The following is a 21,465-nucleotide window of genomic DNA, read 5'->3' as shown; positions in this document are numbered from 1 at the left end:
CAGGCTGTCGACACATTGGTGCTCACACGTAGGGCAGCAGAAAGGTATTTCCGTAAGGCGCACGCCTATTGCAGGGCTTGTCGTGCCGCGAAATATCGGGCCCGTCGCACTTGTGCTCACGGAATGCGCGCAACCGGCCAACCTGCTTGAGCGGGCGAGGCTTGCCGGACGGGTCCCCGGCAGGGACCGTCAGGCGGCGCTGCGTTCCGCGAAGACCCGGTCGATCAGGCCCCAGTCGACCGCCTGCTGCGCGGTCATGAAATGGTCGCGGTCCAAGGTCCGTTCCACGTCCGGTTCGGGGCGCCCGCAATGCTGGGCATAGAGCCGGATGATGCGCCGCTTGGTTTCCTGCATTTCGGTGGCGTGGATCAGGATGTCCGACGCCTGGCCCTGAAAGCCGCCGAGCGGCTGATGCACGTGAAGGCTCGCATTGGGCAGGGCGGCGCGGTGACCGGGCTCGCCGGCCATCAGCAGGAACGAGCCCATCGAGCGCGCGGTGCCCATGCACAGCGTATGCACCGGCGCCTTGATGAATTGCATGGTGTCGTACATCGCAAGGCCGCTGGTGACCACGCCGCCATAGGAATTGATGTAGAGATTGATCGGCTTGTTCGGATTCTCCGCCTCCAGAAACAGGAGCTGCGCGCAGACCAGTCCGGACATCGCATCATTGACCTCGCCGTTGAGGAAGATGATGCGCTCGCGCAGCAGGCGCGAATAGATGTCGAAGGATCGCTCGCCGCGGGCGGATTGTTCGACGACCATAGGGACGAGCTGAAGCATGTCGCGCATCGGCGACCTCCATGTCTGCGGGTGATGAAGTGGTGTTGGTGTCAGGCGGCCGCGCGCATCAGGCAGCTATTGCTGTTGGCCGGCTGCGGCAGCTTCATACGGATCTCGCAGGCTTGCTGGATGATGCGGAAGCGGGTGCCGCCGTCCTCGTTCGGCTCGATCCGGAAGATGACATGGCTTTCGCGAAACGGCGGTTCGGAATCGCGAAGCCGGTAGCGCACCTCCTGGCCCGGGATCGCTGATTCCGGCTCGGCGCCCGCAAGATCGCAATCCGGCAACCAGCGCTCGCGCAAAGCCGGAATGGTCACCGCGCGCCAGACCTTGGCCGGCGGCGCATCGAATTCATATTCGAGCACCAGGTCTGTTTTGAGCGCCAAGTCTGCGTCGGAGGGATCAGGCTTCACGGCGTCGCTCATTGATCCATCTCCTTCAAGAGATCGGCGAGGGCATCCATGCGTTTCGGCCAATAGGCGCGGTAGCGCGCAAGCCAGGCCCCGATCGCGGAGATTCCTTCGGGATCGACTTCGTAATTCACAAAGCGGCCCTGCCGCTGTTCGCGCACCAGGCCCGCGCCGCGCAGCACCGCGAGATGCTGCGACATCGCCGGTTGGCTGATCTCCAATCCGTCGCGCAAGGCGCTGGCATTCAGGCTTCCGCCGGCAAGCTTCTCAAAGACCTTGCGGCGGGTCGGGTCGGCCAGCGCTTTGAAGATGTCGGCTTCGATCATGGCGACACATAAGCATACGCTTATGTGTTGCGCAAGCCCAATTACTGCAGCGCCTCGCCGTGCTGCGAAATATCCAGCCCCTCGAGTTCGTGCTCGCGGGAGACCCGCAACGGCACGAACAGACCGACCAGCTTGAGCAGGACGAAGCTCATGCCTGCCGACCAGACGAAGGTGACGGCGACCCCGTAGAGCTGGATAAGAAGCTGCTGCGGATGGCCTTCGAGCAGGCCGGCGGTGCCGCCGATCGCGCTCGTTGCGAACACGCCGGCCAGCAGGGTCCCGGTCATCCCGCCGATGCCGTGGACGCCGAACACGTCGAGCGAATCGTCATAGTCGAAGCGGTGCTTCAGCCAGGTGCAGGCCCAGTAGCAGACGAGGCCTGCGATCACGCCGATGACGATGCCGTGCCAGGGCGCCACGAATCCCGAGGCCGGCGTGATGGTGCCGAGGCCGGCCACCGCGCCGGAGATCATGCCGAGCACGGACGGCTTGCGCCGCGTCGACCATTCGATCGCGCCCCAGGTCAGCGCGCCGGAGCAGGCTGCGAGATGGGTCGCGATGATCGCCATCACCGCGCGAGAATTGGCTGCGCCCGCCGAGCCGCCGTTGAAGCCGAACCAGCCGACCCACAACAGGCCGGTGCCCATCACCGCGAGCGACAGATCGAATGGCGAGAGATTTTCCGTGCCGTAGCCATGACGGCGTCCCATCACCTTCGCCGCGACGAGGCCGGCGGTGCCGGCCGACAGATGCACCACGAGGCCGCCGGCGAAATCCAGCACGCCCATTCCGGCGAGGAAGCCGCCGCCCCACACCCAATGCGCGAGTGGAATGTAGACGAAGATGAACCAGGCCACGGAAAAGAGGAGATAAGCGGAGAACCGCATCCGGTCGGCCACCGCGCCCGCGACCAGCGCCACCGTGATGATCGCAAACGTCATCTGGTACAGCATGAACAGCGCTTCCGGGATCGTCTTCGCCGCCGGGTTGACGCTGTCCATGGTCATACCGGAGAGAAACCAGCGGTCGAGCGTGCCGATCCACGGGCCGTCGCCGACGAAGCACAACGAATAGCCGAACGCGACCCAGAGAATGGAGATGATCGTCACTGCGGCGAGGCTCTGCGCCATGGTGGCGAGGACGTTCTTCTTGCGCACCATGCCGGAATAGAACAGCGCGAGCCCCGGGATCGTCATCATCAGCACCAGCGCGGTGGCGACGATCATCCAGGCGGTGTCGGCAGTGTTGATCTCGGAGCCCGCGGCACGCGCCGGCGAAGCCATGATCGACCCAAGCCCGATCGGCGCGGCGATAGCAGCCGCGCGGCGCAACAATCCCGCCATGTCGTTTCCCCCAGCTATTGATTGTGTCGCACGCCGTGGCGCCGTTGCCCGGTGCGATCGAAGAAGAGCGTTGTCGAGCGAAGCGGTTACCGGTTCGCGAAAAGAAAACGCGTCAAAGCAAAAATCTAGAGCGCGTCGCTGTCGGTCTCGCCGGTGCGAATGCGGGTCGCGTGATCGATCGGCGTGACGAAGATCTTGCCGTCGCCGATCTGGCCGGTGCGCGCGGTCGCGGTGATGACCGCGACGGCCTTCTCGGCGATATCGGAGGCAACCGCGATCTCGATCCGCAGCTTCGGCAGGAAATTCACGACATATTCGGCGCCGCGATAGATCTCGGTGTGGCCCTTTTGGCGGCCATAGCCCTTCACTTCGGTCACGGTCATGCCGTGGACGCCGATCGCCGTCAGGGCCTGACGGACCTCATCGAGCTTGAAGGGTTTGATGATCGCGACGACGAGTTTCATGGTCAGGCCTATTCCCCGGGATGCGCCGCGCCGTATGTCCCCGGCGCAGCGTCAATCTGGCATCTTTCCGGGCAAATGGCATAAAAAACTTGCAGATTGAAGCGGAAAATCGTTGGGCCATGTGAACGGCCGCCTCTGTACAGGGCAGCCGTTCATCCTCCACAATGCGTTTTTGGCATGGATGCGATGAACCCAAGCGTCGCGGCCGGTACAAAACTATGTTCGAGGGGGACGCTTCATGGCGAGTTGGTTCTACGCATCCGAGGGCAAGCAGCAGGGGCCCTATCCGGAAGGGCAATTCCGTGACCTCGTCGCCCAGGGAGTCGTGCGTCCGGATACGCTGGTGTGGTCGGACGGCATGGCCGGCTGGCAGAAGGCGGCCGAAATCCCCGGCCTGATCGGCGGGGGCGGTGCGCCCCCGATGATGCCGGCTGGCGGCCCGCCGATGATGGGCTCCGGGGGCTACGGCGGCGGTGGCGCCGGAGGATCGCTGGCGGTCGATTTCGGCATCCTCGAGTTCACCTGGCGCAGCATCGTGATGCTGATCGGCATGTGCTTCATCATCCCGGTGCCGTGGGTGTTCGTCTGGTACACGAAATGGATCGTGTCCTGCGTGAAGGTCCCCGGGCGGCCCAATCTCAGCTTCACCGGCAATGCGATGGCGCTGGTGCCCTGGTATTTCGGCTTCATCGTTCTGGCGGTCGTGATCGGCTACATCGGCGTTCCCTTGCTGAGCAATTTGCTGTTCATCGCCCAGCTCGTTCTGTACTGGCTCCTGATCAAATGGATGGTCGCGAATCTCGCCTCCAATGGGCAGCCGCTCGGCCTGAGCTTCACCGGCACGGTTTGGGCCTATGTCGGCTGGAGCCTGCTGTTCGCGATTTCCATCATCACCATCATCGGCTGGGCCTGGGTCGCCGCGGCTCAGATGCGCTGGTTCTGCCGCAGCATCGAAGGCACGCGGCGCGAGATCGTGTTCAACGGCAGCGGTCTCGGGATTCTCTGGCGGGGCATCGTGGCCGCATTCCTGTGCGGCTTCATCATCCCGATCCCGTGGGTCTATCGCTGGATCATGAACTGGTTCGCGTCGGAGACGGTTCTGGCTCCGCGGGGATCGCTCCGGGCCTGACCTCGAAAGGCACAAGCGCGATCGATCGTGCTTGTGCCTCTTAGGCTCTCCGTTCGCGCACCGAGCCTTCCTGCGCGACGGAGGCCACCAGCGTGCCGTCAGGCTTGAAGATCGAGCCGCGGGTCAAGCCGCGGCCGCTTCGCGCGCTCGGCGAATCCTGTGCGTAGAGCAGCCATTCGTCGGCGCGGAACGGGCGGTGAAACCACATCGCGTGGTCGAGGCTCGCGGGCATCATGCGCTTGTCGAACAGGGTGCGGCCGTAGCGCGCCATAATCGCATCGAGCAGCGAGAAGTCCGACGCATAGGCCAGCGCGCACATGTGCAGCGCCGGATCGTCCGGCAGCGTTGCCGCGGTCTTGATCCAGACATGGATGCGGCCGTCCTCGATCCTCTCACCGAAATAACGGCCGAGCTCGACCGGGCGCAGCTCGATCGGACGGTCGGATTCATAATAGCGGCGGATGAACTCCGGCATCTCCTTGAACATCGGCTGCTTCGCGACTTCCTCCGCCGTCAGCTTTTCCGGCGGCGGCACGTCGGGCATCTTGTCCTGATGATCGAACGCGCTCTCTTCCTCCGCGTGGAACGACACCATGATCGAGAAGATCGCGTTGCCATGCTGGATCGCGGTGACGCGTCGCGTCGAGTAGCTCTTGCCGTCGCGCAGGCGCTCGACCTGATAGATGATCGGGATCTGCGGATCGCCCGGCAGGATGAAATAGCAATGCAGCGAATGCGGCAGCCTGCCCTCGACGGTGCGGCACGCTGCAACCATCGCCTGTCCGATCACCTGGCCGCCGAACACCCGCTGCCAGCTGGTCTTCGGACTGTTGCCGCGGAACAGATTCACCTCGAGTTGTTCGAGGTCGAGGATCGAGATGAGGTCGATCAGGCTCTTGGACATGGATTTCAGCTTTCGCCTTGCCGCCCCGGGGTTCGCTGCTCCGGATCGACACAATGGGGGCTATCCGCCCTTGTTTCACCGCACTGTTTCGCCCACCTCAAGTCTGCTAGCAAGGCCAGGATTTAGCCGGGAATTGGGTATGTCGGTACAGGGTAGCATTGTCATCGGTGGCGGCGCGTTTGCGGGCCTGGCGCTGGCCCTGGCGCTGCGCCAGGGGCTCGGCCCCGAGATCCCCGTCATCGTCGCCGACCCCGCGCTCTCCACACGTCCGAGCCGGGACCCGCGCGCGACCGCGATCGTGGCCGCCTGCCGCCGCCTGTTCGAGGCGATCGGCGCCTGGGACGACGTCAGGGGCGAGGCGCAGCCGATCCTCGACATGATCGTCACCGATTCCAAGCTGGAAGACGCCACCCGTCCGGCGTTCCTCAACTTTGCCGGCGACGTCGCGCCGGGCGAGCCCTTCGCGCATATGGTCGAGAACCGCCGCCTCATTGATGCGCTGGTGGTGCGCGCCGAGGCCGAGGGCATCGATCTCCGCGCGACCACAGTGTCGTCTTACGACGCGCGGGCCGAAGGTATCGACGTGACGCTCGGTGATGGCAGCGTGATTGCAGCGAGCCTCCTGGTTGCGGCCGACGGTGCGAAGTCGAAACTGCGCGAGCGCGCTGGCATCGCCACCCACGGCTGGGAATATGATCAATCCGGCATCGTCGTCACTGTCGGCCATGAGCGCGATCACGAAGGCCGCGCCGAAGAGCATTTTCTGCCGGCGGGTCCGTTTGCTATCCTGCCGCTTTCGGGCAAGCGCTCCTCGCTGGTATGGACCGAGCGCCGCAGCGAAGCCGCGCGTATCATTGCGTTGAGGGATGAGGAATTTCACGGCGAGCTCGAGCAGCGCTTCGGCCTGCATCTCGGCGAGGTGAAGGTGCTCGACAAGCCGCGCGCGTTTCCGCTGTCCTATTTCGTCGCACGCTCCTTCATTGCCCAGCGCCTCGCGCTGGTCGGCGATTCCGCCCACGTCATCCACCCAATCGCGGGCCAGGGTCTCAACATGGGGCTGAAGGACGTCGCCGCGCTGGCCGAGGTCGTGGTCGATGCCGCGCGGCTCGGCATGGATATCGGCGGCGTCGACGTGCTCGAACGTTATCAGCGCTGGCGCCGCTTCGACACCATGGCCATGGGCGTTGCCACCAACTCGCTGAACTTCCTGTTCTCCAACCAGTCCACCTTGCTGCGCACCGTCCGCGACATCGGCCTCGGCCTCGTCGATCGCGCCCCGCCGCTGAAGAATCTTTTTATCCGCCAAGCCGCGGGGTTGACCGGTGAGATACCGCGGCTGTTGAAGGGCGAGGCGCTGTAGGATTTTCGGTAGCCCGGATGGAGCGCAGCGTATTCCGGGGCCGCTGCGTCATACGAGGAACCCCGGATTTCCCTGCGCTCCATCCGGGCTACAAGTCTCTCATCGGACCACAAGTCCCTCAATCGATCTTGCGGGCCTCTTCCGGCAGCATGATCGGGATGCCGTCGCGGATCGGATAGGCGAGCTTGGCGCTGCGCGAAATCAGCTCCTGCTTTGCAGAATCGAACTCCAGCGGACCCTTGGTCAGCGGGCAGACCAGAATCTCCAGCAATTTGGGATCGACGCTGGCTTCGGGGCGTTCGGTGGGCGCGTTCATGGGGGTCTCCGACGGTCGGTTGCCTCTAGCATAAAAAATCGTAGCAGCCCATCGCGTCGCCTCAAGCGGCAACCATCCGCAGAATCTCGTCGAGCAGGCCCTCAAGCCGCGCGGCCGGCGCTGGCGGGCCCGACAGGGCGAAGCCGAGAAACGTCCAGTACAGGATTTGCGCGCGGGCTCGCGCTGTCGCCGCCTCGAACCCGCGCTTCCTCAGCAGCTCCTCGATATAGTCGAGCCTGCGCCGGTCGATGGCACGCACCGCCGTTTGTGCCGCCGCATCGAAGGCCGCCCAGTTCCGCACCGCGCGCTCGAGGTCGAGCCGCGCGCCAAAAGTCCTGCGCAGCAGCGCTTTCAGCGGCTCGTCGCTGTCCGCCTCGACATCGGCGATGATCTGCTCGGCCGCGATCTCGCGCCAGCGCTTCAAGAGAGCAGCATGGAATGCGCCGAGATCGGCGAAATGCCAATAGAAGCTGCCGCGCGAGACCCCCATGGCTTTTGCCAGCGGATCGGCCTTCAGCGCGGTGAAGCCGTCTCGCGCGAGCGCCTTCAGTCCCTGTTTGATCCAGTCGTCGGCGGTCAGCTGTTCGGCCATGTCGGGTTCCGGATGCAAACATACACTAGTGTATTGACAGCCGGCAGGCCAGCGCCTATCCCACCATACATAACTGTATGGACCATATTTGCAGGGAGCTTTGACGATGCGTGATCTCTTGCTCCAGTGCGCCGGGGTCTTGACCATTGCCGTGGCCCTCATTCATGGCATTCTCGGCGAGACCAAGGTCTTTGCCCGCGCCCGCATCGAGCCGGAGCGGCTCCGCACCCTGATCCGCCTGGTCTGGCAGGCCTCGACCGTCGCCTGGATCGGCGGCGGTGTGCTCCTGATCGCGGCGCCCTGGATGCAATCGGAGCCAGCGCGTCACTGGATCGTCGTCACCATGGCCGGTGTGTTCGGCTTCTCCGCTCTCGCCAACGCATGGGCCACAAGCGGCCGGCATTTTGGATGGATGGCGCTCACCGCCGTCGTCGTCATGGCGGTTGCTGGCTACTGAGCTTGCGCGTCGGGATCAGCCTGCTGTCAAACCGTGAGACGTAAGGCCGCAGTGTCGTCTCAAATGCGCGCTGCATACGGAGAGCGCTGAACTTTTTCGGATCGTTAGAATAACTCTAAAGCGAACTGGCCGCGAACCGCATTGACTTCATCATGTGCTTTGCTTCCTTCGGTCCCGCTTCGCCTGCCGGCGCAGCGCCCACGACAGAAGAGGAGACGTTCGTGAAGGTTATTCGTGTTGTTGCCGTTGCATTGACGATCGGGATTGGCATGGGATCGGCAGCCTTGGCCGATGGTTTCAAGGACTGCACCAAACTCGACAAGGCGTCGTGGAAGCCGGCGAGCGACGCCGAAGCCAAGGCCAAGACGCTCGGCTACGAGGTGCGGCGCTCCAAGATCGAAGGCTCGTGCTACGAGGTCTACGGCGTCAAGGAAGGCAAGCTTTACGAGCTGTTCTACAGCCCAGAAGATCTCAGCCTGAAGCACACGATTGCGAAGTAGACCGCGCGAAGTGTCTGCGCAATGCTACGCCTGAGGGTGGTCCTCGCTTGATCGAAGAAACGGTGCCGCACGCACGCGGGGGGTCCGACCGGACCCCCGCGGATCGAACCGCCGCGCGGACAGTCGCGGTCTGGGACCTCCCGCTGCGGCTCTGGCACTGGGCGCTCGCGGCTTGCGTTCTGGCCGCGTGGTTCACGCCGACCGTCTATGACGGACTTCACCGCATCGTCGGTTATGCCGTACTCGGCCTTCTTGCGTTCCGTCTGGTCTGGGGTTTTTGGGGAAGCCGCTATTCGCGCTTTCGCATGGTCGGCGTCAGACTTCGGGCCGCGCCGGGTTATCTCTGGAATCTGCGCCGCGGCATCACCGGCCGCTATATCGGTCTCAATCCAGCCGGCACGTTGATGCTGGTGGCGCTGCTGGTCTCGCTGGCGGTCTCGACGATCACGGGCGCGATGTCGGTGACGGTGACCTTTTTCGGGGTCTGGTGGGTCGAGGACACCCACCACTATTCATCGGATGCGGTCATCGTCCTGATCGTGCTGCACGTCTTGGGCGTGCTGATGATGGGACGCCTCCAGCGCGAGAATCTGATCAGCGCGATGATCACTGGACGTAAGCGCATCCGTCATCACCTCTAGAGCACTATTGGTTCTGATTGTGTCAGAACCGAAGCTTCGGTTCGGCGCGTCTCCTCCCCCGCCAATCGGTGTCGCCTTCCTCCGCTCCAGGCCTCGCTGCCGGTTCCAGAGTGCTCTCGGTTGGCTCTACGACCGGTGGCGCGCATTGTCCTGCGCGGGCGCCCGCCAGATTTCAAATTGCACTGACCACGTTAAGCAACCAATAAGCATGCAATCAGGCGTTGCACAAAATTAACGCGAAGGCGGATTAGCACGGACACTATCGGCAATATCCACGATGGAGCGGCTGGGATGTTTCGGGTTTTCGCTTGCCTTGCCGTCGAGCACGATTGGCGGCTTGTCCTGCTCGCCGGTCTGGTCTGCTTGCTCGCGAGTAGCGTCGCGGTCAGTATCTTTCATCGTGCGATCGTGGCGCCCGCAAGAACGCGGTTGATCTGGATCGGGATTGCCGGCGCTGCCATCGGATATGGGATCTGGGCAACGCATTTCATCGCGATGCTCGCCTACGAACCCGGCGTTACGACCGGCTACGGCATCGTACTGACGGCGCTTTCGCTTGCTACGGCAATGCTGTTGACGTCCGGCGGCTTCGGCATTGCGGCCAGCTATTCCGGCCGGTGGCGCGCCGCGGCAGGCGGTGTCGTCATTGGCGGCGGCATCGCCAGCATGCACTATCTCGGAATGTGGGCACTTGAAGTGCCGGGCCGCGTCACCTGGTCGCTGGATCTGGTGTTTGCCTCGGTCATTCTGGGCATGTGCCTCGGCTGTGCCGCCCTCGTTGTTGCAGTCAGGTACAAGAACTCCTGGGGCGCACTGTTGGCGGCAGTCCTGCTGACCCTTGCTATCGTCTCGCATCACTTCACGGCGATGGGTGCCGTGCAGATCGTTCCAGATCCGACGCGTTCAACCGATAGTCTGTCGCTTTCGCCGACTTTCCTCGCTCTCGCCATCGCCGGCGTGGCACTATCTGTACTTGGGATGAGCCTGATCGGCGTACTCGCCGACCGCCGCCTGGCAAGTAGAACCAGCAAATTCGAGGAGATCATCAGCCAGCTTTCGATCGCCCGGCAGCAGCTCGAAGGCTCGCAGAGAGAGTTGCAGGATCAGACGCTCAGGCTGGACACCGCGATCAACCACATGGTTGAGGGCCTTTGCATGTTTGATGCCGAGAAGCGGCTTGTCGTCTGCAACGAGCGCTACGCCCGACTCTATCGGCTGCCGCCGGAACTGCTGCGGACGGGGACGTCGCACACCGACATCATCAGGCATCGCATCGTGAACGGAATCCTCAAGGGCGATCTCAGCGAGGGGGCTGCCGAGCAATTCATCTCGAAGCTGGCCGCGCTGCCGTTCGATGCGGTCTCAAGCAGGATCGACGAGTTTGCCGACGGCCGGTTGATCTGCGTGACGCGGCAGCCAATGGCCGGTGGCGGATGGGTTGCCACACATCTCGATGTGACCGAGCAGCGCCGGTCTGAGGCCAAAATCACTCATATGGCGCAACATGACGCGTTGACCGATCTGCCCAACCGCGTGCTGCTCAGGGAGCGGATGGAGCATGCCATCGCAGTTACCCGCAACGGCGGCGTCGACTTGGCCGTGCTCATGCTCGACCTCGACCGCTTCAAGGAAGTCAACGACACGCTTGGACATCCGGCGGGGGATTCCCTGCTCCGCGCCGTCGCCGCGCGCCTGCGCGAATGCACCACCGAAACCGCGTTGATCGCTCGACTGGGCGGCGACGAGTTCGCAGTGATCGATTACGTCACCAATCCAGCCGTGGAGGCTGCCGGCCTGGCCGAGAGCATCGGAAGGGCGCTTTGCGAGCCCTTCGATCTCGGCGATCACCGGGTCACGATCGGCACCAGCATCGGAATCGCCATCGCGCCGCGCGATGGCAGCGATTCCGACGTGATCATGAAGAGCGCGGATCTCGCCCTCTACTCCGCCAAAAGTGGCGGACGTGGCGCATTCCGCTTCTTCGAGCCGGAACTCGACGAGCTCATGCACGCGCGACGCAACCTGGAGCACGATATGCGGGATGCCCTTGCCGATCGTCAGTTCGAGCTCCACTATCAGCCGTTCGTCAGCGCCGCTACCGGCGAGACCCGCGGCTTCGAGGCCCTGCTCCGCTGGCATCACCCACAGCGAGGACTGGTCACGCCGAGCGAATTCATCCCGCTTGCGGAGGAGACAGGCCTTATCGTGCCGCTGGGAGAATGGGTCTTGCGGACCGCCTGTGCGGAAGCCGCCAATTGGCCTGCGCATGTCAGGATCGCTATCAACCTATCTCCCGCTCAATTCAGGAGCAAGGAACTCGTTGCTGTCATTGTCGGCGCGCTGGCGAGTTCGGGAGTGGCGCCACACAGGCTCGAGCTCGAGGTCACCGAGACGGTGATCATGCACGATAGCGAGGCTGCTTTCGCGGTGCTCGGACAATTGCGCGAGCTTGGCGTGCGAGTTGCCCTGGACGATTTCGGCACCGGCTATTCGTCTCTGAGCTTTCTGCAGAGATTCCCGTTCGACAAAATCAAGATCGACCGCAGTTTCGTCAGCGAACTATCCAGCCCGAGCGCAGAGGCGCACCATCTTGCGCGAGCAGTGGTTCGTTTTGCTGTCAGCCTCGGCAAGATAACGACCGCCGAAGGCGTCGAAACGAAAGAGCAGCTGGACATCCTCCGTGAGGAAGGCTGCGTCGAAACACAAGGCTACTATTTCAGCCGGCCGATGCCTGCATCCAGCATCACCAGCATGCTGCGGCGAGGTGCCGAAGCGGCCTACCACGCTGCATGAGCATTCCTACCCTCACTGCAGCGGCGGATCGCCGCTGGTGCGCTTCTTCGCGAGGTCCATCTCGGTCACCGCGATCAAAATTTCGGCGCGGGTCTTCAGGTCGGGCGCTTCCAGCATCGCCTGCTTCTCGGCCACGCCATAGGGCGACATCATCGCCAGCGCGTTGACGAGTGCTTCGTTGGGAGCGGTCTCGACGCCCTCCCAGTCAACCTTGAGGTTGTTGGCCTTCAGAAAGTCCGCCAGCACCGTCAGCAGTGCTTCGCGATCGACCTCCTCCTCGCCCATGCGCGGCGTGAAGTCGTCGACGAAGGCAAAGAAATCCACCTTGCACTGCCGGTAGGCGGTGAGAACCTCAAGCTCCTCGACGACCTTGAAGCGCGAGACACCGGTGAGCTCGAGGATGTAGCGGCCGTCGCCGGATTCCGCGAGCTGGGTGATGCGGCCGACACAGCCGACACGGAACAGCGCCGGCTTGTCGGAATTCTTGGGCGAATGCGCGATGTCGGGCTGGATCATGCCGATCAAGCGATGGCCGTCGCGAAAGGCATCGTCGATCATCGCGAGGTAGCGCGGCTCGAAGATGTTGAGCGGCATCTGCCCGCGCGGCAGCAGCAGCGCGCCCGGCAGCGGAAACACCGGAAGGATCTCCGGAAGGTCGGCGGGCCCGCGATATTCGATGTTGATCGGCATCTGCCGGGTCCCCTGGCCTTGCCAGCGCGCGTCAGGAAAACAGGATGATCGACAAGCGCTTGCGTCCCTCGACGGTTGCATCGTCCGTGCCGCCCCAGGCCTCGAAGAACTGTACCAGCTGCTTGCGGGCGCCGTCGTCGTTCCATTTGCGGTCGCGCTTGACGATCGCGAGCAGCTGCTCGGTGGCCGCTGCCCGGTTGCCTTGCGCGTTGAGCGCGATCGCGAGGTCGAATCGGGCCTGATGATCGAGCGGGTTTGCGGCGACTTTCTGTTCCAGCTCGGCGACGGGCCCGAGCTGTTCCGCCTGCTCGGCCAGATCGATCGCGGTCTGCACGGCTTTCACAGCCGGGTCGTTGCGCTTGGATTCCGGGACCATGGCCAGCGTCTGCTTGGCCTGCTCCATCGCGCCGGAGACGGCGTAGCATTTCGCGAGCCCGGCGAGGGCCGCAATGTTGGTCGATTCGAGCTGCAACACCTCCGCGTAGATCTGGGCGGCCGCGGCGGCATCGCCCTCTGCGAGCACGGCCTCGGCTTCCTGGAGGATCTCCGCGATATTCGGCTCACCCGGCGCGGTCACGCCCTTGGTCAGCTTCTCGATGAAGGCGTTGAGCTGGCTCTCCGGGACCGCACCCATGAAGCCGTCGGCCGGCTGGCCGTTGACGAAGGCGATCACCGCCGGAATCGACTGGATGCCCATCTGGCCCGGGATCGCCGGGTGCTGGTCGATGTTCATCTTGACCAGCTTGACCTTGCCCTTGGCGGCCTTGACCGCTTTTTCCAGCAAGGGCGTGAGCTGCTTGCAGGGGCCACACCACTCCGCCCAGAAGTCGATCAGCACCGGCTGGCGCTTCGATTCCTCGATGACGTCGTTCACGAAGGTCTGGGTAGTCGTGTCCTTGATCAGATCGGCGGCAGCCGGGCCCGCTGCTCCGTTACCCTGGTCGATGATCGTCACGGGATCCCCTCGTCTGATGTCTGGAATTGGCGGGTCTTTAGCACGTCGCCAATTCATATGCTTCGCTGTTGGCCCTAAATTGGGCCGGGACGGCCGAATTTCAATCCGTGTGGGCCGATTCGCCGGTTCCGGCGCCTTTTTTGGGGCATTTGGCCGCGTTCGGGTCCATATCGGGCCTCCGATTGCGCATCTATGCCGCCGGTAGCTGTTGCATTCCCCTCCCGCTTTTGGCATACGACAGCCGTTGCCGGCGCAGTCATGCGACCGACACAGGATGCGGGTGTAGCTCAGTGGTAGAGCACGACCTTGCCAAGGTCGGGGTCGAGGGTTCGAGCCCCTTCGCCCGCTCCAATTTTCTCCCAAAGCATCCAGTGAGCCGGACGGGCACGTGGTTTTCCACGCCTCTGGCGGCCGTTTGAGTCTCGAATGACAATTCTGGTCACAGGCAGCGCGGGCCATCTCGGCGAGGGTCTTCTCCGCACGCTCCGCGGGCGCGATTCGTCTGTGCGTGGGATTGACCTGAAGCCATCGCCCTTCACCGATGCCGTGGGCTCGATCGTCGATTCCGACTTCGTCCGGGCCCAGATGGACGGCGTCACCGCGGTGATCCACACTGCGACCCTGCACAAGCCGCATGTGGCGACCCACAGCAAGCAAGACTTTGTCGACACCAACGTCACCGGCACGCTCAACCTGCTTGAAGCGGCCGTGGCCGCCGGCGTGCGCAGTTTTGTCTTTACCAGTACCACCAGCGCGTTTGGCTCGCAGCTTCGCCCCGAGGCGGGCCAAGCCGCGGTGTGGGTCACCGAGGACCTGCCGCCGATTCCGAAGAACATCTACGGCACGACCAAGCTGATGGCTGAGACTCTCTGCGAGCTGTTCTGTCGCGAGCGCGGCCTGCCTGTCGTGGTCTTGAGGACCTCGCGCTTCTTCCCGGAAGACGATGACGATCCGGCGATGCGGTCGGCTTACGCGCCGGAGAATGCGCAGGCCAACGAGCTGCTCTATCGCCGGCTGGATATCGCGGACGCGGTGAGCGCCCATCTGCTCGCCGCCGAGCGCGCGCCGGATATCCGGTTTGCCCGCTACATCCTGTCGGCCACGAGCCCGTTCGAGCAGCGCCACCTCGCCGCGCTGGCGCGCGATGCGGCCGGTGTGGTGCGCGAGCTCTATCCGGATTGTGCGGAGCTCTATGCGGCGCGAGGTTGGCGGCTGTTCCCCGCGATTGACCGCGTCTATGTCAACGAGCGCGTGCGGCACGAACTCGGCTGGCGGCCCGAATTCGACTTTGCGCATGTCCTGAAATGCCTTCGCGATGACCGCGATTTTCGCAGCACGCTGGCGCGCGATGTCGGGTCGAAAGGCTATCATGAGACGATTTTCGACGATGGTCCTTACCCCGTCGCCCCGTAGCCGCCACCTTTGCTAATTCGCTCGATCCGTCAGATGTCTACCCGGAGTCACCGGCAGCAAGATGGCCGGAGCCGTTCTACTTTGCATGGGGTTGTTTTCGCGTTTTTTTGTTCCAGACCTCCTGCTGCCTGCAAATTAGCCGCGCATGATCTCGATTCCGCGCTGCAGCGAGAGCGTTGTCGTAGCGGCATTCGCGATCATTGCCTTTCCGTCTCAATTTTTACTGAGGGCTATCGCAGCGCACGCGGCGCGCTTCTCACCGCTCGCAGATGTGCTAACCTTCTGCGTCTGTCCTCTCGACAGAGTCCGAACTTCGCCTCTCGATAGCAAAATAAAATAAATGTGCAGCCCTGATGGCTGCCTTAGGGGAGTGACGCGATGAAATTCCATCGATCCGTCTTTCAATCCGTCCTGGCGCTTGCAGCGGTTGCCCTTCTCGCGGGGACAAGCGTCGGTCACGCGCAGCAGCAGGACAAGAACAAGCCGCTCAAGAAATACGAATCCGGCACCAAGGAGTTCTGGACCCATCCGCCGGACGACTGGTTCCTCGGCGACGAGACCGAGGCGCAGAAGGGCCTGGCGCCGCCGTCGGGTCCGCCCACCGGCGCGTCCGACGCCGAGCTCGCCAATATCGTCAAGAAGGTCAAGCTGCCGCCGGGCTTCAAGATGGAGGTCTACGCCTCCGGCGTGCTGGCCGCGCGGCAGATGGCCTGGGGTGACAAGGGCACGCTGTTCGTCGGCTCATTCGGCCTCGGCAACGTCTATGCGATTAAGGACAACAACGGAAAGAAAGAGGTCAAGACGATCCTCAAGGGCCTGAACATGCCCACGGGTCTGGCCGTCAAGGACGGTGCCCTCTACGTCATCGCGGTCGACAAGCTGATCCGCTACGACGACATCGAAAACAAGCTCGACAATCCCGGCGAGGGCAAGGTCGTCTATGACGACATGCCGTCCTATGCCGCGCATGGCTGGAAATACATCGCGGTCGACAAGGAAGGCTGGTTCTACATTCCGTTCGGACCGCCCTTCAACATCGGCATTCCCCCGACCAGCGTGTCGCAGATCCGCCGCGTCGATCCCAAGACCGGCAATGCGGAAATCTATGCGCTCGGCGTTCGCAACTCGGTCGGGGGCGACGTCGATCCGCGCACCGGCAAGTTCTGGTTCACCGAGAATGCCCGCGACTGGATCAGCGACGATCTGCCCTCAGACAAGCTGAACATGATCAGCAAGATCGGCGAGCACTTCGGTTATCCCTACTGTCACCAGGGTGATCTGCCGGATACCAAGTTCGCGATGGGCCACAAATGCTCCGAGTTCACGCCGCCCGTGCTGAACCTCGGCGCTCACGTCGCTCCGCTGGGCATGAAGTTCTATACCGGCGACCAATTCCCGGCCGAGTACAAGAACAACATCTTGATCGCCGAGCACGGCTCCTGGAATCGTCACAAGTACCAGGGCGGCCGCATCATGCGCGTGATCGTCGGTCCCGACGGCAAGAACGCCAAGCAGGAGGTGTTCGCCTCCGGCTGGATCGAGGGCGACCAAGGCTATCTCGGCCGTCCCGACGACATCATTCTCGCCAAGGACGGCTCGATCCTGGTCGCCGACGACTGGGCCGGCGCGATCTACCGCATCAGCTACAGCAAGAAGTAGCGTAAGACGACGCGAGGCTGCGGTGCCGAGAGGGCGCCGCAGCCTTTCTCATTTCAATTTCGCACGCTGTCGTTTCCGATCGCGCACCGCTTGCGCGCAAGTCCGGAACCCTTGGCCACGAACGCGGGTTATCGAATTCTCAGATGCGTCATTGCGCATCATAGCTCGCGCTTCTTCGCCCCGGAATGACGCGTTCGATAGATCGGAATTCCAATCATGCGCCGGCAGTTCATCTCGCACGCAATCAGCGCGGTCGCGCTCCTCGCGCTCGGTTCTCTCCCCACGAGCGCCGCCGACAATGCCGCGATCAAGGAGAAGGCCGCCGTCTGCGCCGGCTGTCACGGCGAGAACGGCATCTCGCAGACCGAGAACATTCCTTCGCTCGCGGGCCAGCCCGATCAATTTCTGCAATGGCAGCTCGTGTTTTTCCGCGCCGGCTCGCGCAAGAACGACCAGATGCAACCCATCGCCGAGGAAATCACCAACGAGGATGTCCGCAATCTCGGCGCCTATTTTGCCGCGCTGACGCCGCCCACAGCGGCGGAGGACAAGGATCCGGACCTGTCGAAAAAGGGCGCCCAAGTTGCCGCCGGCCGCCGCTGCGCCTCATGTCATACGGATAGCTTTGCCGGCACCAAGGCCGTCGCGCGGCTGGCGGGCCAGCGCGAGGAATACCTGGTCAAGGCGCTGCACGACTACAAGAGCAGCCAGCGCGTCGGCGGTGGTGGCGCTGCGATGGCCGATGTCGCCTATCACATGAGCGATGAGGAAATCACCGCCGTCTCGCACTATCTCGCGTATTTCAAATAGCGGAAGCTGCGGCTACCCCACCCGCTGCTTCTCATACGCTTTCAAATGCGTGTAGGCGATGCGCAGCTTCGGCACCGGCACCTTGGCGGCATCGGCGCGAGCGATGAGGTCGCCGATGACGTGATCGGCCTCGACCGGCAGGCCCGCCTTGACGTCGCGGAACATCGAGGCCGTCATCGGGGAACCCTCGGTGGTGAGGTTGCCCTTCACGCGCTCGAAGAACGGCCCGCCCGGCGTGTAGCCCGACGCGGTGGCGATCGCGCTGGTCTCGTCCAGCATGCCGAGCAGGAAATCCCTGCCGCCGGGAGCGGCGAGAATATTGCCGACGGAGGTGCGCATCAGGCTGGTGGACGCGGCCAGCGAGGACAGGAACACCCACTTTTCCCACATGTCTTGCATGATGTTCTGGCTGGCGGTGGCCCCAGCGATGCCGCTCTTGAAGGCCTCGTCGATCGCCTTGACGCGATCCGACAGCTCGCCGTCGCGCTCGCCGTAACTCATCGACTGCATCGGCTGGAGCTGCACCACCTCGCGCTTCTCGTTGAGCGTCGCGGCGATGGCGCAGAGGCCACCGAGCACGCGCTCCTTGCCGAACTTGTCGTCGAGGATATCGAGATGCTTCATGCCGTTGAGCATCGGGATGATCGCCGTATTGGGCCCGACTGCTGCCGCGAACGACTTGATGGCGTCGTCGAGGTCGAAGGCCTTGCAGCTCAGCAGCACGACGTCGAACTTGTCCTTGAGCGCGTCGGCCTGAATGGTCGGCGGATTTTTCAAGGTCACGTCGCCGTTCGGGCTTTTGATGACGAGGCCGGCGCTCGCGAGCTCGCTGGCGCGCCGCGGCCGTACCAGGAAGGTGACGTCGCGGCCGGCCTGCAACAGCCTGCCACCAAAATAACCGCCGATGGCGCCAGCGCCGACCACGAGGATACGCATGGGATTGTCCTTGTTGTTGGTCCTTTTTCGTCGTCTTGGCGAAAGCCAGGACCCATTACCCCGACTGCCTCTTGTCGGACAAGTCGGAGCCCCCGCCTATCGCCAAATGCGATCCGGTGGTTATGGGTCCTGGCTTTCGCCAGGATGACGTCGAGGACATTGTTCGGTTTCCCTGCTTCGAGAAAATCACTTCCCCGACACCATCTCCTCGACCTCGCGCAACTGCTCCTTGCCGAAGAACATCTCGTTGCCGACGAAGAAGGTCGGCGAGCCGAACGCGCCCCGCGCGACAGCCTCCTCGGTGTTCTTGATCAGTCTGCCCTTCACCTCCGGTTCCCCGGCGCGAGCGAACAGCTTTTGCGCGTCGAGGCCGGAGGACGCCAGCGCCTTCGCGGCGATTTCCGGATCGTCCATCTTCTTCGGCTCGCGCCACATGTGGTGGAAGGCGGCTTCGACGTATGTTTCGAACACGCCCTCGAGCTGCGCCGCGATCGCTGCGCGCATCAGGTTCAGCGTGTTGACGGGGAAGAACGGATTCATGACATAGGGCTGCACCTGGAAGCGCTTGACGAAGCGCACGGTCTCGACCGCGTGGAATTCGCGCTTGTTCTTGATGCCGGCAAGCGTCTCGGCGGGGGACTTGTTGTTGGTCGATTTGAAGATGCCGCCGAGCAGGATCGGCACATATTCGAATTTGACGCCGATTCGCTGCTCGATGGCGGGGATCGCGAGATGGCTGAGATAGGCGTTCGGACTGCCGAAATCGAACAGGAATTGCGGGGCTGTGCGGGTCAAAATCATGCTCCCTGACGTCGCTTTTTTCGCATTGTGGCGCAGCGCGCGCCGCGGGTCTACCGTTTAATGACGGTCATAATCTCTTGATGATTTGGTCAGGTCAGGCGCCGGATCGTCCGCTTGCGCCACACCAGAAGGTAATAGCCCATCTGCAAAAGGAACATGGCGCAGAACACGATCGGATAGGCGGCCCACACACCCTGAAGGCCAATCGTGCGGCTCAGGATCACTGCGGATGGCAGCTCGATCGCCATAATGGCGAAGACCGCGAGCAGCATTGGCGTCAGTGCCACGCCGGCAGCGCGCATCGCGCCGGAAAACACCGTCGCCAGGCCGAACGGCACCGAGCTCCACAGTGCGACGTTGAGCAAGCTCTTCGCCAGCTCGAGCACGGTGTCATCAGTGATGAAGATGCCGAGCACGGCGCGCGGCGCGAGATAGATCAGCGCCACCAGTCCGCCCGTCAGGACGATGTTGAACGCAAGTCCGGTGCGTACGATGCCGTCGAGCCCCGCTCTGTCGCCGCGGCCGACCGCCTGCGCGCCGAGGATCGAGACCGCGATTGAAATCGATATCGCCGTGAACTGCGTGTAGCCCATCACCTGGTTGACCGCGCCATAGGCCGCGGTTGCGTTCGAGCCGAAGCCGTTGACGAGGCCGAGCAGCACCAGCTCGGCGATCGCCATCACCACCATGCCGATCGCGCTCGGCAGTCCAATGCCGAGGATCCGTCCCAGCACCACACGATTGAGCCGCAGATGGCGCAGCAGTGCAGCGTCCGGTGCCAAGGCATGTTTTCTCCGCAGCAGATAGGCCGCCAGCGCGACCAGCGTCAGCGCGTTGGCGATCGCTGCCGCCCAGGCCGGGCTGGTGATGCCGGCCGCCGGCAATCCGAACGACCCGCGGATCAGCATCGGCGTCAGGATCAAGCCGATCGCGGTCGACAAGGCCAGCGCCAGCAAAGGCGTCAGCGCGTCACCGACGCCGCGGATCATCGCCGTCATCAGCAGGAAGACGAAGCCGAGCGGCATGGTGAGCAGCATGATGCGGGCATAGGCGCTAGCCTGGTCGAGAATGTCTGCGGGCGTTGCGAGCATCATCATCAATTGCCGGCTGAAGATGCCGCCGATCAGTGCAATTGCAATCGAGAGCAGCAGGCCGATTGCGAGCGTCGTGCCGACGATGAGCTTGATCCGGCCCTGCTCGCCCGCACCATAGGCCTGGCCGATCAGCACCGTGGCGCCGGTGCTCAGCCCCATGACGAAGGCGAAAAGGAAGAACATCACCGGAAAGAACACCGAGACCGATGCAAGCGCGTCGATCCCGATCATCTGGCCGAGATAGACGTTGCTGACGGTGCCGAACAGTGATTGCAGCGCGTTGCTCAGCATCAACGGCGCGAGGAAGCGCAGGAAACTTTTCCAGAGCGGCTTGGCTGCGGACATGGATTGGCCTTTCAGGGCCTGCGAAACCGTCGCCACGCGCAATGCGCGTGGCCTGGCCGTCGATGGGGTTGTGAGAAGGCGCGCACCTAAGCGCGGTCGCTGTAGGCGAGCTTGACAATGTGGTCGCGGATGTCGGCGGGCCAATCTGCGATCAGTCCGGTGAAACGCCGCCGATCATCCGCAAACAGCGCGCGCGATGCTTCCTCGAACTGCGGCAGATTGCCGGCCATGGTCGACATGAAGTGATAGGCCGCATCGCGCGCCTGCCGCTCGCGGTCCTTGTCGCCGCTGGCACGCCGCGCCTCTTCGACAAGTTTCCGTAGTGCGACCGAGGCGCCGCCTGCTTGCGCGCTGAGCCACTCCCAGTGCCGCGGCAGCAGCGTCACCTCGCGCGCGACCACGCCGAGCTTCGGCCGGCCGCGACCGCGCGGCTCGCTCGGCGATGCGGTGTCCTCAACCGGGGGCGGCACAAGCTTCGCCAGCCGCGCCAGCACCTCCCGGTCTCCGCCGCGCAGATCGAAGTCGATCGATCTGCCCGTGGCGTCCTCGAAGATGATGATGGGCTCGTCCGGCCGCTCCGTCATCCTCTTGATGACCAGCGCGACCTCTCCTGCTGGCCCGGAGACCAGACGGCGATGCCCTTGGAAAGCGGTGAAAGTCTTCTGCATTGGAATCATTGCCATATTGGTCGCGATGGCAGCTTTAATACCCGGGTAAATTGCTAAGGTCAATATACCCGGGTTA

23 protein-coding genes and 1 tRNA gene are annotated in these 21,465 nt (G+C 63.4%); 10 read left to right on the top strand and 14 right to left on the bottom strand.

Annotated features, from left to right (window positions below; genetic code table 11):
- Positions 1–189 precede the first annotated feature (189 nt).
- From ACIPUD_RS07875 to ACIPUD_RS07855, 5 genes are all read right to left on the bottom strand, one after another.
- Positions 190–792, bottom strand: coding sequence for an ATP-dependent Clp protease proteolytic subunit (locus ACIPUD_RS07875; protein WP_018459663.1), 603 nt, complete (start codon positions 790–792; stop codon positions 190–192).
- A 41-nt stretch (positions 793–833) separates the two neighbouring features.
- On the bottom strand, positions 834–1,208 hold the full coding sequence (locus tag ACIPUD_RS07870) for an SRPBCC family protein (RefSeq protein WP_446480348.1): 375 nt from the start codon (positions 1,206–1,208) through the stop codon (positions 834–836).
- Positions 1,205–1,519 carry an ArsR/SmtB family transcription factor gene (locus ACIPUD_RS07865; protein WP_018459665.1) on the bottom strand — a complete coding sequence of 105 codons (315 nt, stop codon included), beginning with the start codon at positions 1,517–1,519 and terminating at the stop codon, positions 1,205–1,207. Before ACIPUD_RS07865 ends, ACIPUD_RS07870 begins: the two co-directional genes overlap by 4 nt.
- A 41-nt stretch (positions 1,520–1,560) precedes the next feature.
- On the bottom strand, positions 1,561–2,862 hold the full coding sequence (locus ACIPUD_RS07860) for an ammonium transporter (protein ID WP_018459666.1): 1,302 nt from the start codon (positions 2,860–2,862) through the stop codon (positions 1,561–1,563).
- A 125-nt stretch (positions 2,863–2,987) separates the two neighbouring features.
- Positions 2,988–3,326: a P-II family nitrogen regulator gene (locus ACIPUD_RS07855; RefSeq protein WP_007598647.1), complete on the bottom strand. Its 339-nt coding sequence runs from the start codon at positions 3,324–3,326 to the stop codon at positions 2,988–2,990.
- 238 nt (positions 3,327–3,564) lie between these two features.
- Between ACIPUD_RS07855 and ACIPUD_RS07850 the strand changes: the two genes are divergently transcribed.
- Positions 3,565–4,455, top strand: coding sequence for a DUF4339 domain-containing protein (locus tag ACIPUD_RS07850; protein WP_018459667.1), 891 nt, complete (start codon positions 3,565–3,567; stop codon positions 4,453–4,455).
- A 40-nt stretch (positions 4,456–4,495) separates the two neighbouring features.
- Here ACIPUD_RS07850 and tesB read toward each other — a convergent pair whose 3' ends face one another.
- Positions 4,496–5,359, bottom strand: a complete 864-nt coding sequence (tesB, locus tag ACIPUD_RS07845) for an acyl-CoA thioesterase II (protein ID WP_018459668.1) — start codon at positions 5,357–5,359, stop codon at positions 4,496–4,498.
- Positions 5,360–5,498: 139 nt separating this feature from the next.
- Between tesB and ACIPUD_RS07840 the strand changes: the two genes are divergently transcribed.
- Positions 5,499–6,719, top strand: a complete 1,221-nt coding sequence (locus ACIPUD_RS07840; protein WP_085349222.1) for a ubiquinone biosynthesis hydroxylase — start codon at positions 5,499–5,501, stop codon at positions 6,717–6,719.
- A gap of 118 nt (positions 6,720–6,837) precedes the next feature.
- Here the strand turns inward: ACIPUD_RS07840 and ACIPUD_RS07835 are convergent, their stop codons facing one another.
- Positions 6,838–7,035: a Trm112 family protein gene (locus ACIPUD_RS07835; RefSeq protein WP_007598651.1), complete on the bottom strand. Its 198-nt coding sequence runs from the start codon at positions 7,033–7,035 to the stop codon at positions 6,838–6,840.
- Between the two features lie 61 nt (positions 7,036–7,096).
- Positions 7,097–7,627, bottom strand: a complete 531-nt coding sequence (locus tag ACIPUD_RS07830) for a TetR/AcrR family transcriptional regulator (protein WP_018459671.1) — start codon at positions 7,625–7,627, stop codon at positions 7,097–7,099.
- Positions 7,628–7,733: 106 nt separating this feature from the next.
- Here ACIPUD_RS07830 and ACIPUD_RS07825 point away from each other — a divergent pair, with 106 nt between their 5' ends.
- The 4 genes from ACIPUD_RS07825 (at position 7,734) to ACIPUD_RS07810 (ending at position 12,018) form a co-directional block, all read left to right on the top strand.
- Positions 7,734–8,084 (top strand): hypothetical protein, encoded by a 351-nt coding sequence (locus tag ACIPUD_RS07825; protein ID WP_018459672.1) that lies wholly within the window; start codon positions 7,734–7,736, stop codon positions 8,082–8,084.
- 221 nt (positions 8,085–8,305) lie between these two features.
- The gene (locus tag ACIPUD_RS07820; protein ID WP_377828659.1) at positions 8,306–8,584 is read left to right on the top strand and encodes a PepSY domain-containing protein; all 279 of its coding nucleotides are present in this window, start codon (positions 8,306–8,308) and stop codon (positions 8,582–8,584) included.
- A gap of 47 nt (positions 8,585–8,631) precedes the next feature.
- On the top strand, positions 8,632–9,225 hold the full coding sequence (locus ACIPUD_RS07815) for a cytochrome b/b6 domain-containing protein (protein ID WP_198959232.1): 594 nt from the start codon (positions 8,632–8,634) through the stop codon (positions 9,223–9,225).
- Between the two features lie 291 nt (positions 9,226–9,516).
- Positions 9,517–12,018: a bifunctional diguanylate cyclase/phosphodiesterase gene (locus ACIPUD_RS07810; RefSeq protein WP_446480347.1), complete on the top strand. Its 2,502-nt coding sequence runs from the start codon at positions 9,517–9,519 to the stop codon at positions 12,016–12,018.
- A 12-nt stretch (positions 12,019–12,030) separates the two neighbouring features.
- Here the strand turns inward: ACIPUD_RS07810 and ACIPUD_RS07805 are convergent, their stop codons facing one another.
- Both ACIPUD_RS07805 and trxA read right to left on the bottom strand, forming a co-directional pair.
- Entirely contained in the window at positions 12,031–12,708 is a 678-nt protein-coding gene (locus tag ACIPUD_RS07805) for an LON peptidase substrate-binding domain-containing protein (protein WP_018459676.1), read from the bottom strand.
- A 31-nt stretch (positions 12,709–12,739) separates the two neighbouring features.
- Positions 12,740–13,663, bottom strand: coding sequence for a thioredoxin (gene trxA / locus ACIPUD_RS07800; protein ID WP_446480346.1), 924 nt, complete (start codon positions 13,661–13,663; stop codon positions 12,740–12,742).
- Positions 13,664–13,939: 276 nt separating this feature from the next.
- On the opposite strand from trxA, the gene ACIPUD_RS07795 reads away from it, so the two are divergent.
- The 4 genes from ACIPUD_RS07795 to ACIPUD_RS07780 all read left to right on the top strand — a co-directional run bounded on the left by ACIPUD_RS07795 (position 13,940) and on the right by ACIPUD_RS07780 (position 17,545).
- Positions 13,940–14,014, top strand: a tRNA-Gly gene (locus tag ACIPUD_RS07795).
- A 75-nt stretch (positions 14,015–14,089) separates the two neighbouring features.
- Complete coding sequence (locus ACIPUD_RS07790; protein WP_085349221.1) at positions 14,090–15,076, top strand: NAD-dependent epimerase/dehydratase family protein; 987 nt, start codon at positions 14,090–14,092, stop codon at positions 15,074–15,076.
- 378 nt (positions 15,077–15,454) lie between these two features.
- The gene (locus ACIPUD_RS07785; RefSeq protein WP_085349220.1) at positions 15,455–16,735 is read left to right on the top strand and encodes a PQQ-dependent sugar dehydrogenase; all 1,281 of its coding nucleotides are present in this window, start codon (positions 15,455–15,457) and stop codon (positions 16,733–16,735) included.
- A 216-nt stretch (positions 16,736–16,951) separates the two neighbouring features.
- Positions 16,952–17,545: a c-type cytochrome gene (locus tag ACIPUD_RS07780; protein WP_018459679.1), complete on the top strand. Its 594-nt coding sequence runs from the start codon at positions 16,952–16,954 to the stop codon at positions 17,543–17,545.
- Between the two features lie 12 nt (positions 17,546–17,557).
- On the opposite strand, the gene panE is transcribed toward ACIPUD_RS07780, so the two are convergent.
- The 4 genes from panE to ACIPUD_RS07760 all read right to left on the bottom strand — a co-directional run bounded on the left by panE (position 17,558) and on the right by ACIPUD_RS07760 (position 21,404).
- Complete coding sequence (panE, locus tag ACIPUD_RS07775; protein WP_446480345.1) at positions 17,558–18,481, bottom strand: 2-dehydropantoate 2-reductase; 924 nt, start codon at positions 18,479–18,481, stop codon at positions 17,558–17,560.
- Positions 18,482–18,667: 186 nt separating this feature from the next.
- Positions 18,668–19,282 carry a 2-hydroxychromene-2-carboxylate isomerase gene (locus tag ACIPUD_RS07770; protein WP_247474952.1) on the bottom strand — a complete coding sequence of 205 codons (615 nt, stop codon included), beginning with the start codon at positions 19,280–19,282 and terminating at the stop codon, positions 18,668–18,670.
- 89 nt (positions 19,283–19,371) lie between these two features.
- Complete coding sequence (locus ACIPUD_RS07765) at positions 19,372–20,721, bottom strand: MATE family efflux transporter (protein ID WP_446480344.1); 1,350 nt, start codon at positions 20,719–20,721, stop codon at positions 19,372–19,374.
- Positions 20,722–20,807: 86 nt separating this feature from the next.
- Positions 20,808–21,404, bottom strand: a complete 597-nt coding sequence (locus ACIPUD_RS07760) for a DUF2239 family protein (protein ID WP_018459683.1) — start codon at positions 21,402–21,404, stop codon at positions 20,808–20,810.
- Positions 21,405–21,465: the final 61 nt, after the last annotated feature.

The organism is Bradyrhizobium sp. CAR08 (assembly GCF_052871955.1).
Note: the sequence above shows the minus strand (reverse complement) of the source record. Positions and strands in the feature narration are given on the sequence as shown.

Excerpts from the sequence above, each read along its gene's own strand:
- ACIPUD_RS07780 (WP_018459679.1), top strand. The coding sequence starts at position 16,952 with ATGCGCCGGCAGTTCATCTCGCACGCAATCAGCGCGGTCGCGCTCCTC.
- ACIPUD_RS07860 (WP_018459666.1), bottom strand. The coding sequence starts at position 2,862 with ATGGCGGGATTGTTGCGCCGCGCGGCTGCTATCGCCGCGCCGATCGGG.
- ACIPUD_RS07805 (WP_018459676.1), bottom strand. The coding sequence starts at position 12,708 with ATGCCGATCAACATCGAATATCGCGGGCCCGCCGACCTTCCGGAGATC.
- ACIPUD_RS07790 (WP_085349221.1), top strand. The coding sequence starts at position 14,090 with ATGACAATTCTGGTCACAGGCAGCGCGGGCCATCTCGGCGAGGGTCTT.
- ACIPUD_RS07770 (WP_247474952.1), bottom strand. The coding sequence starts at position 19,282 with ATGATTTTGACCCGCACAGCCCCGCAATTCCTGTTCGATTTCGGCAGT.
- ACIPUD_RS07840 (WP_085349222.1), top strand. The coding sequence starts at position 5,499 with ATGTCGGTACAGGGTAGCATTGTCATCGGTGGCGGCGCGTTTGCGGGC.
- ACIPUD_RS07855 (WP_007598647.1), bottom strand. The coding sequence starts at position 3,326 with ATGAAACTCGTCGTCGCGATCATCAAACCCTTCAAGCTCGATGAGGTC.
- ACIPUD_RS07825 (WP_018459672.1), top strand. The coding sequence starts at position 7,734 with ATGCGTGATCTCTTGCTCCAGTGCGCCGGGGTCTTGACCATTGCCGTG.
- ACIPUD_RS07830 (WP_018459671.1), bottom strand. The coding sequence starts at position 7,627 with ATGGCCGAACAGCTGACCGCCGACGACTGGATCAAACAGGGACTGAAG.
- ACIPUD_RS07835 (WP_007598651.1), bottom strand. The coding sequence starts at position 7,035 with ATGAACGCGCCCACCGAACGCCCCGAAGCCAGCGTCGATCCCAAATTG.
- tesB (WP_018459668.1), bottom strand. The coding sequence starts at position 5,359 with ATGTCCAAGAGCCTGATCGACCTCATCTCGATCCTCGACCTCGAACAA.
- ACIPUD_RS07785 (WP_085349220.1), top strand. The coding sequence starts at position 15,455 with ATGAAATTCCATCGATCCGTCTTTCAATCCGTCCTGGCGCTTGCAGCG.
- ACIPUD_RS07870 (WP_446480348.1), bottom strand. The coding sequence starts at position 1,208 with ATGAGCGACGCCGTGAAGCCTGATCCCTCCGACGCAGACTTGGCGCTC.
- ACIPUD_RS07765 (WP_446480344.1), bottom strand. The coding sequence starts at position 20,721 with ATGTCCGCAGCCAAGCCGCTCTGGAAAAGTTTCCTGCGCTTCCTCGCG.
- ACIPUD_RS07875 (WP_018459663.1), bottom strand. The coding sequence starts at position 792 with ATGCGCGACATGCTTCAGCTCGTCCCTATGGTCGTCGAACAATCCGCC.
- panE (WP_446480345.1), bottom strand. The coding sequence starts at position 18,481 with ATGCGTATCCTCGTGGTCGGCGCTGGCGCCATCGGCGGTTATTTTGGT.
- ACIPUD_RS07865 (WP_018459665.1), bottom strand. The coding sequence starts at position 1,519 with ATGATCGAAGCCGACATCTTCAAAGCGCTGGCCGACCCGACCCGCCGC.
- ACIPUD_RS07810 (WP_446480347.1), top strand. The coding sequence starts at position 9,517 with ATGTTTCGGGTTTTCGCTTGCCTTGCCGTCGAGCACGATTGGCGGCTT.
- ACIPUD_RS07850 (WP_018459667.1), top strand. The coding sequence starts at position 3,565 with ATGGCGAGTTGGTTCTACGCATCCGAGGGCAAGCAGCAGGGGCCCTAT.
- ACIPUD_RS07760 (WP_018459683.1), bottom strand. The coding sequence starts at position 21,404 with ATGGCAATGATTCCAATGCAGAAGACTTTCACCGCTTTCCAAGGGCAT.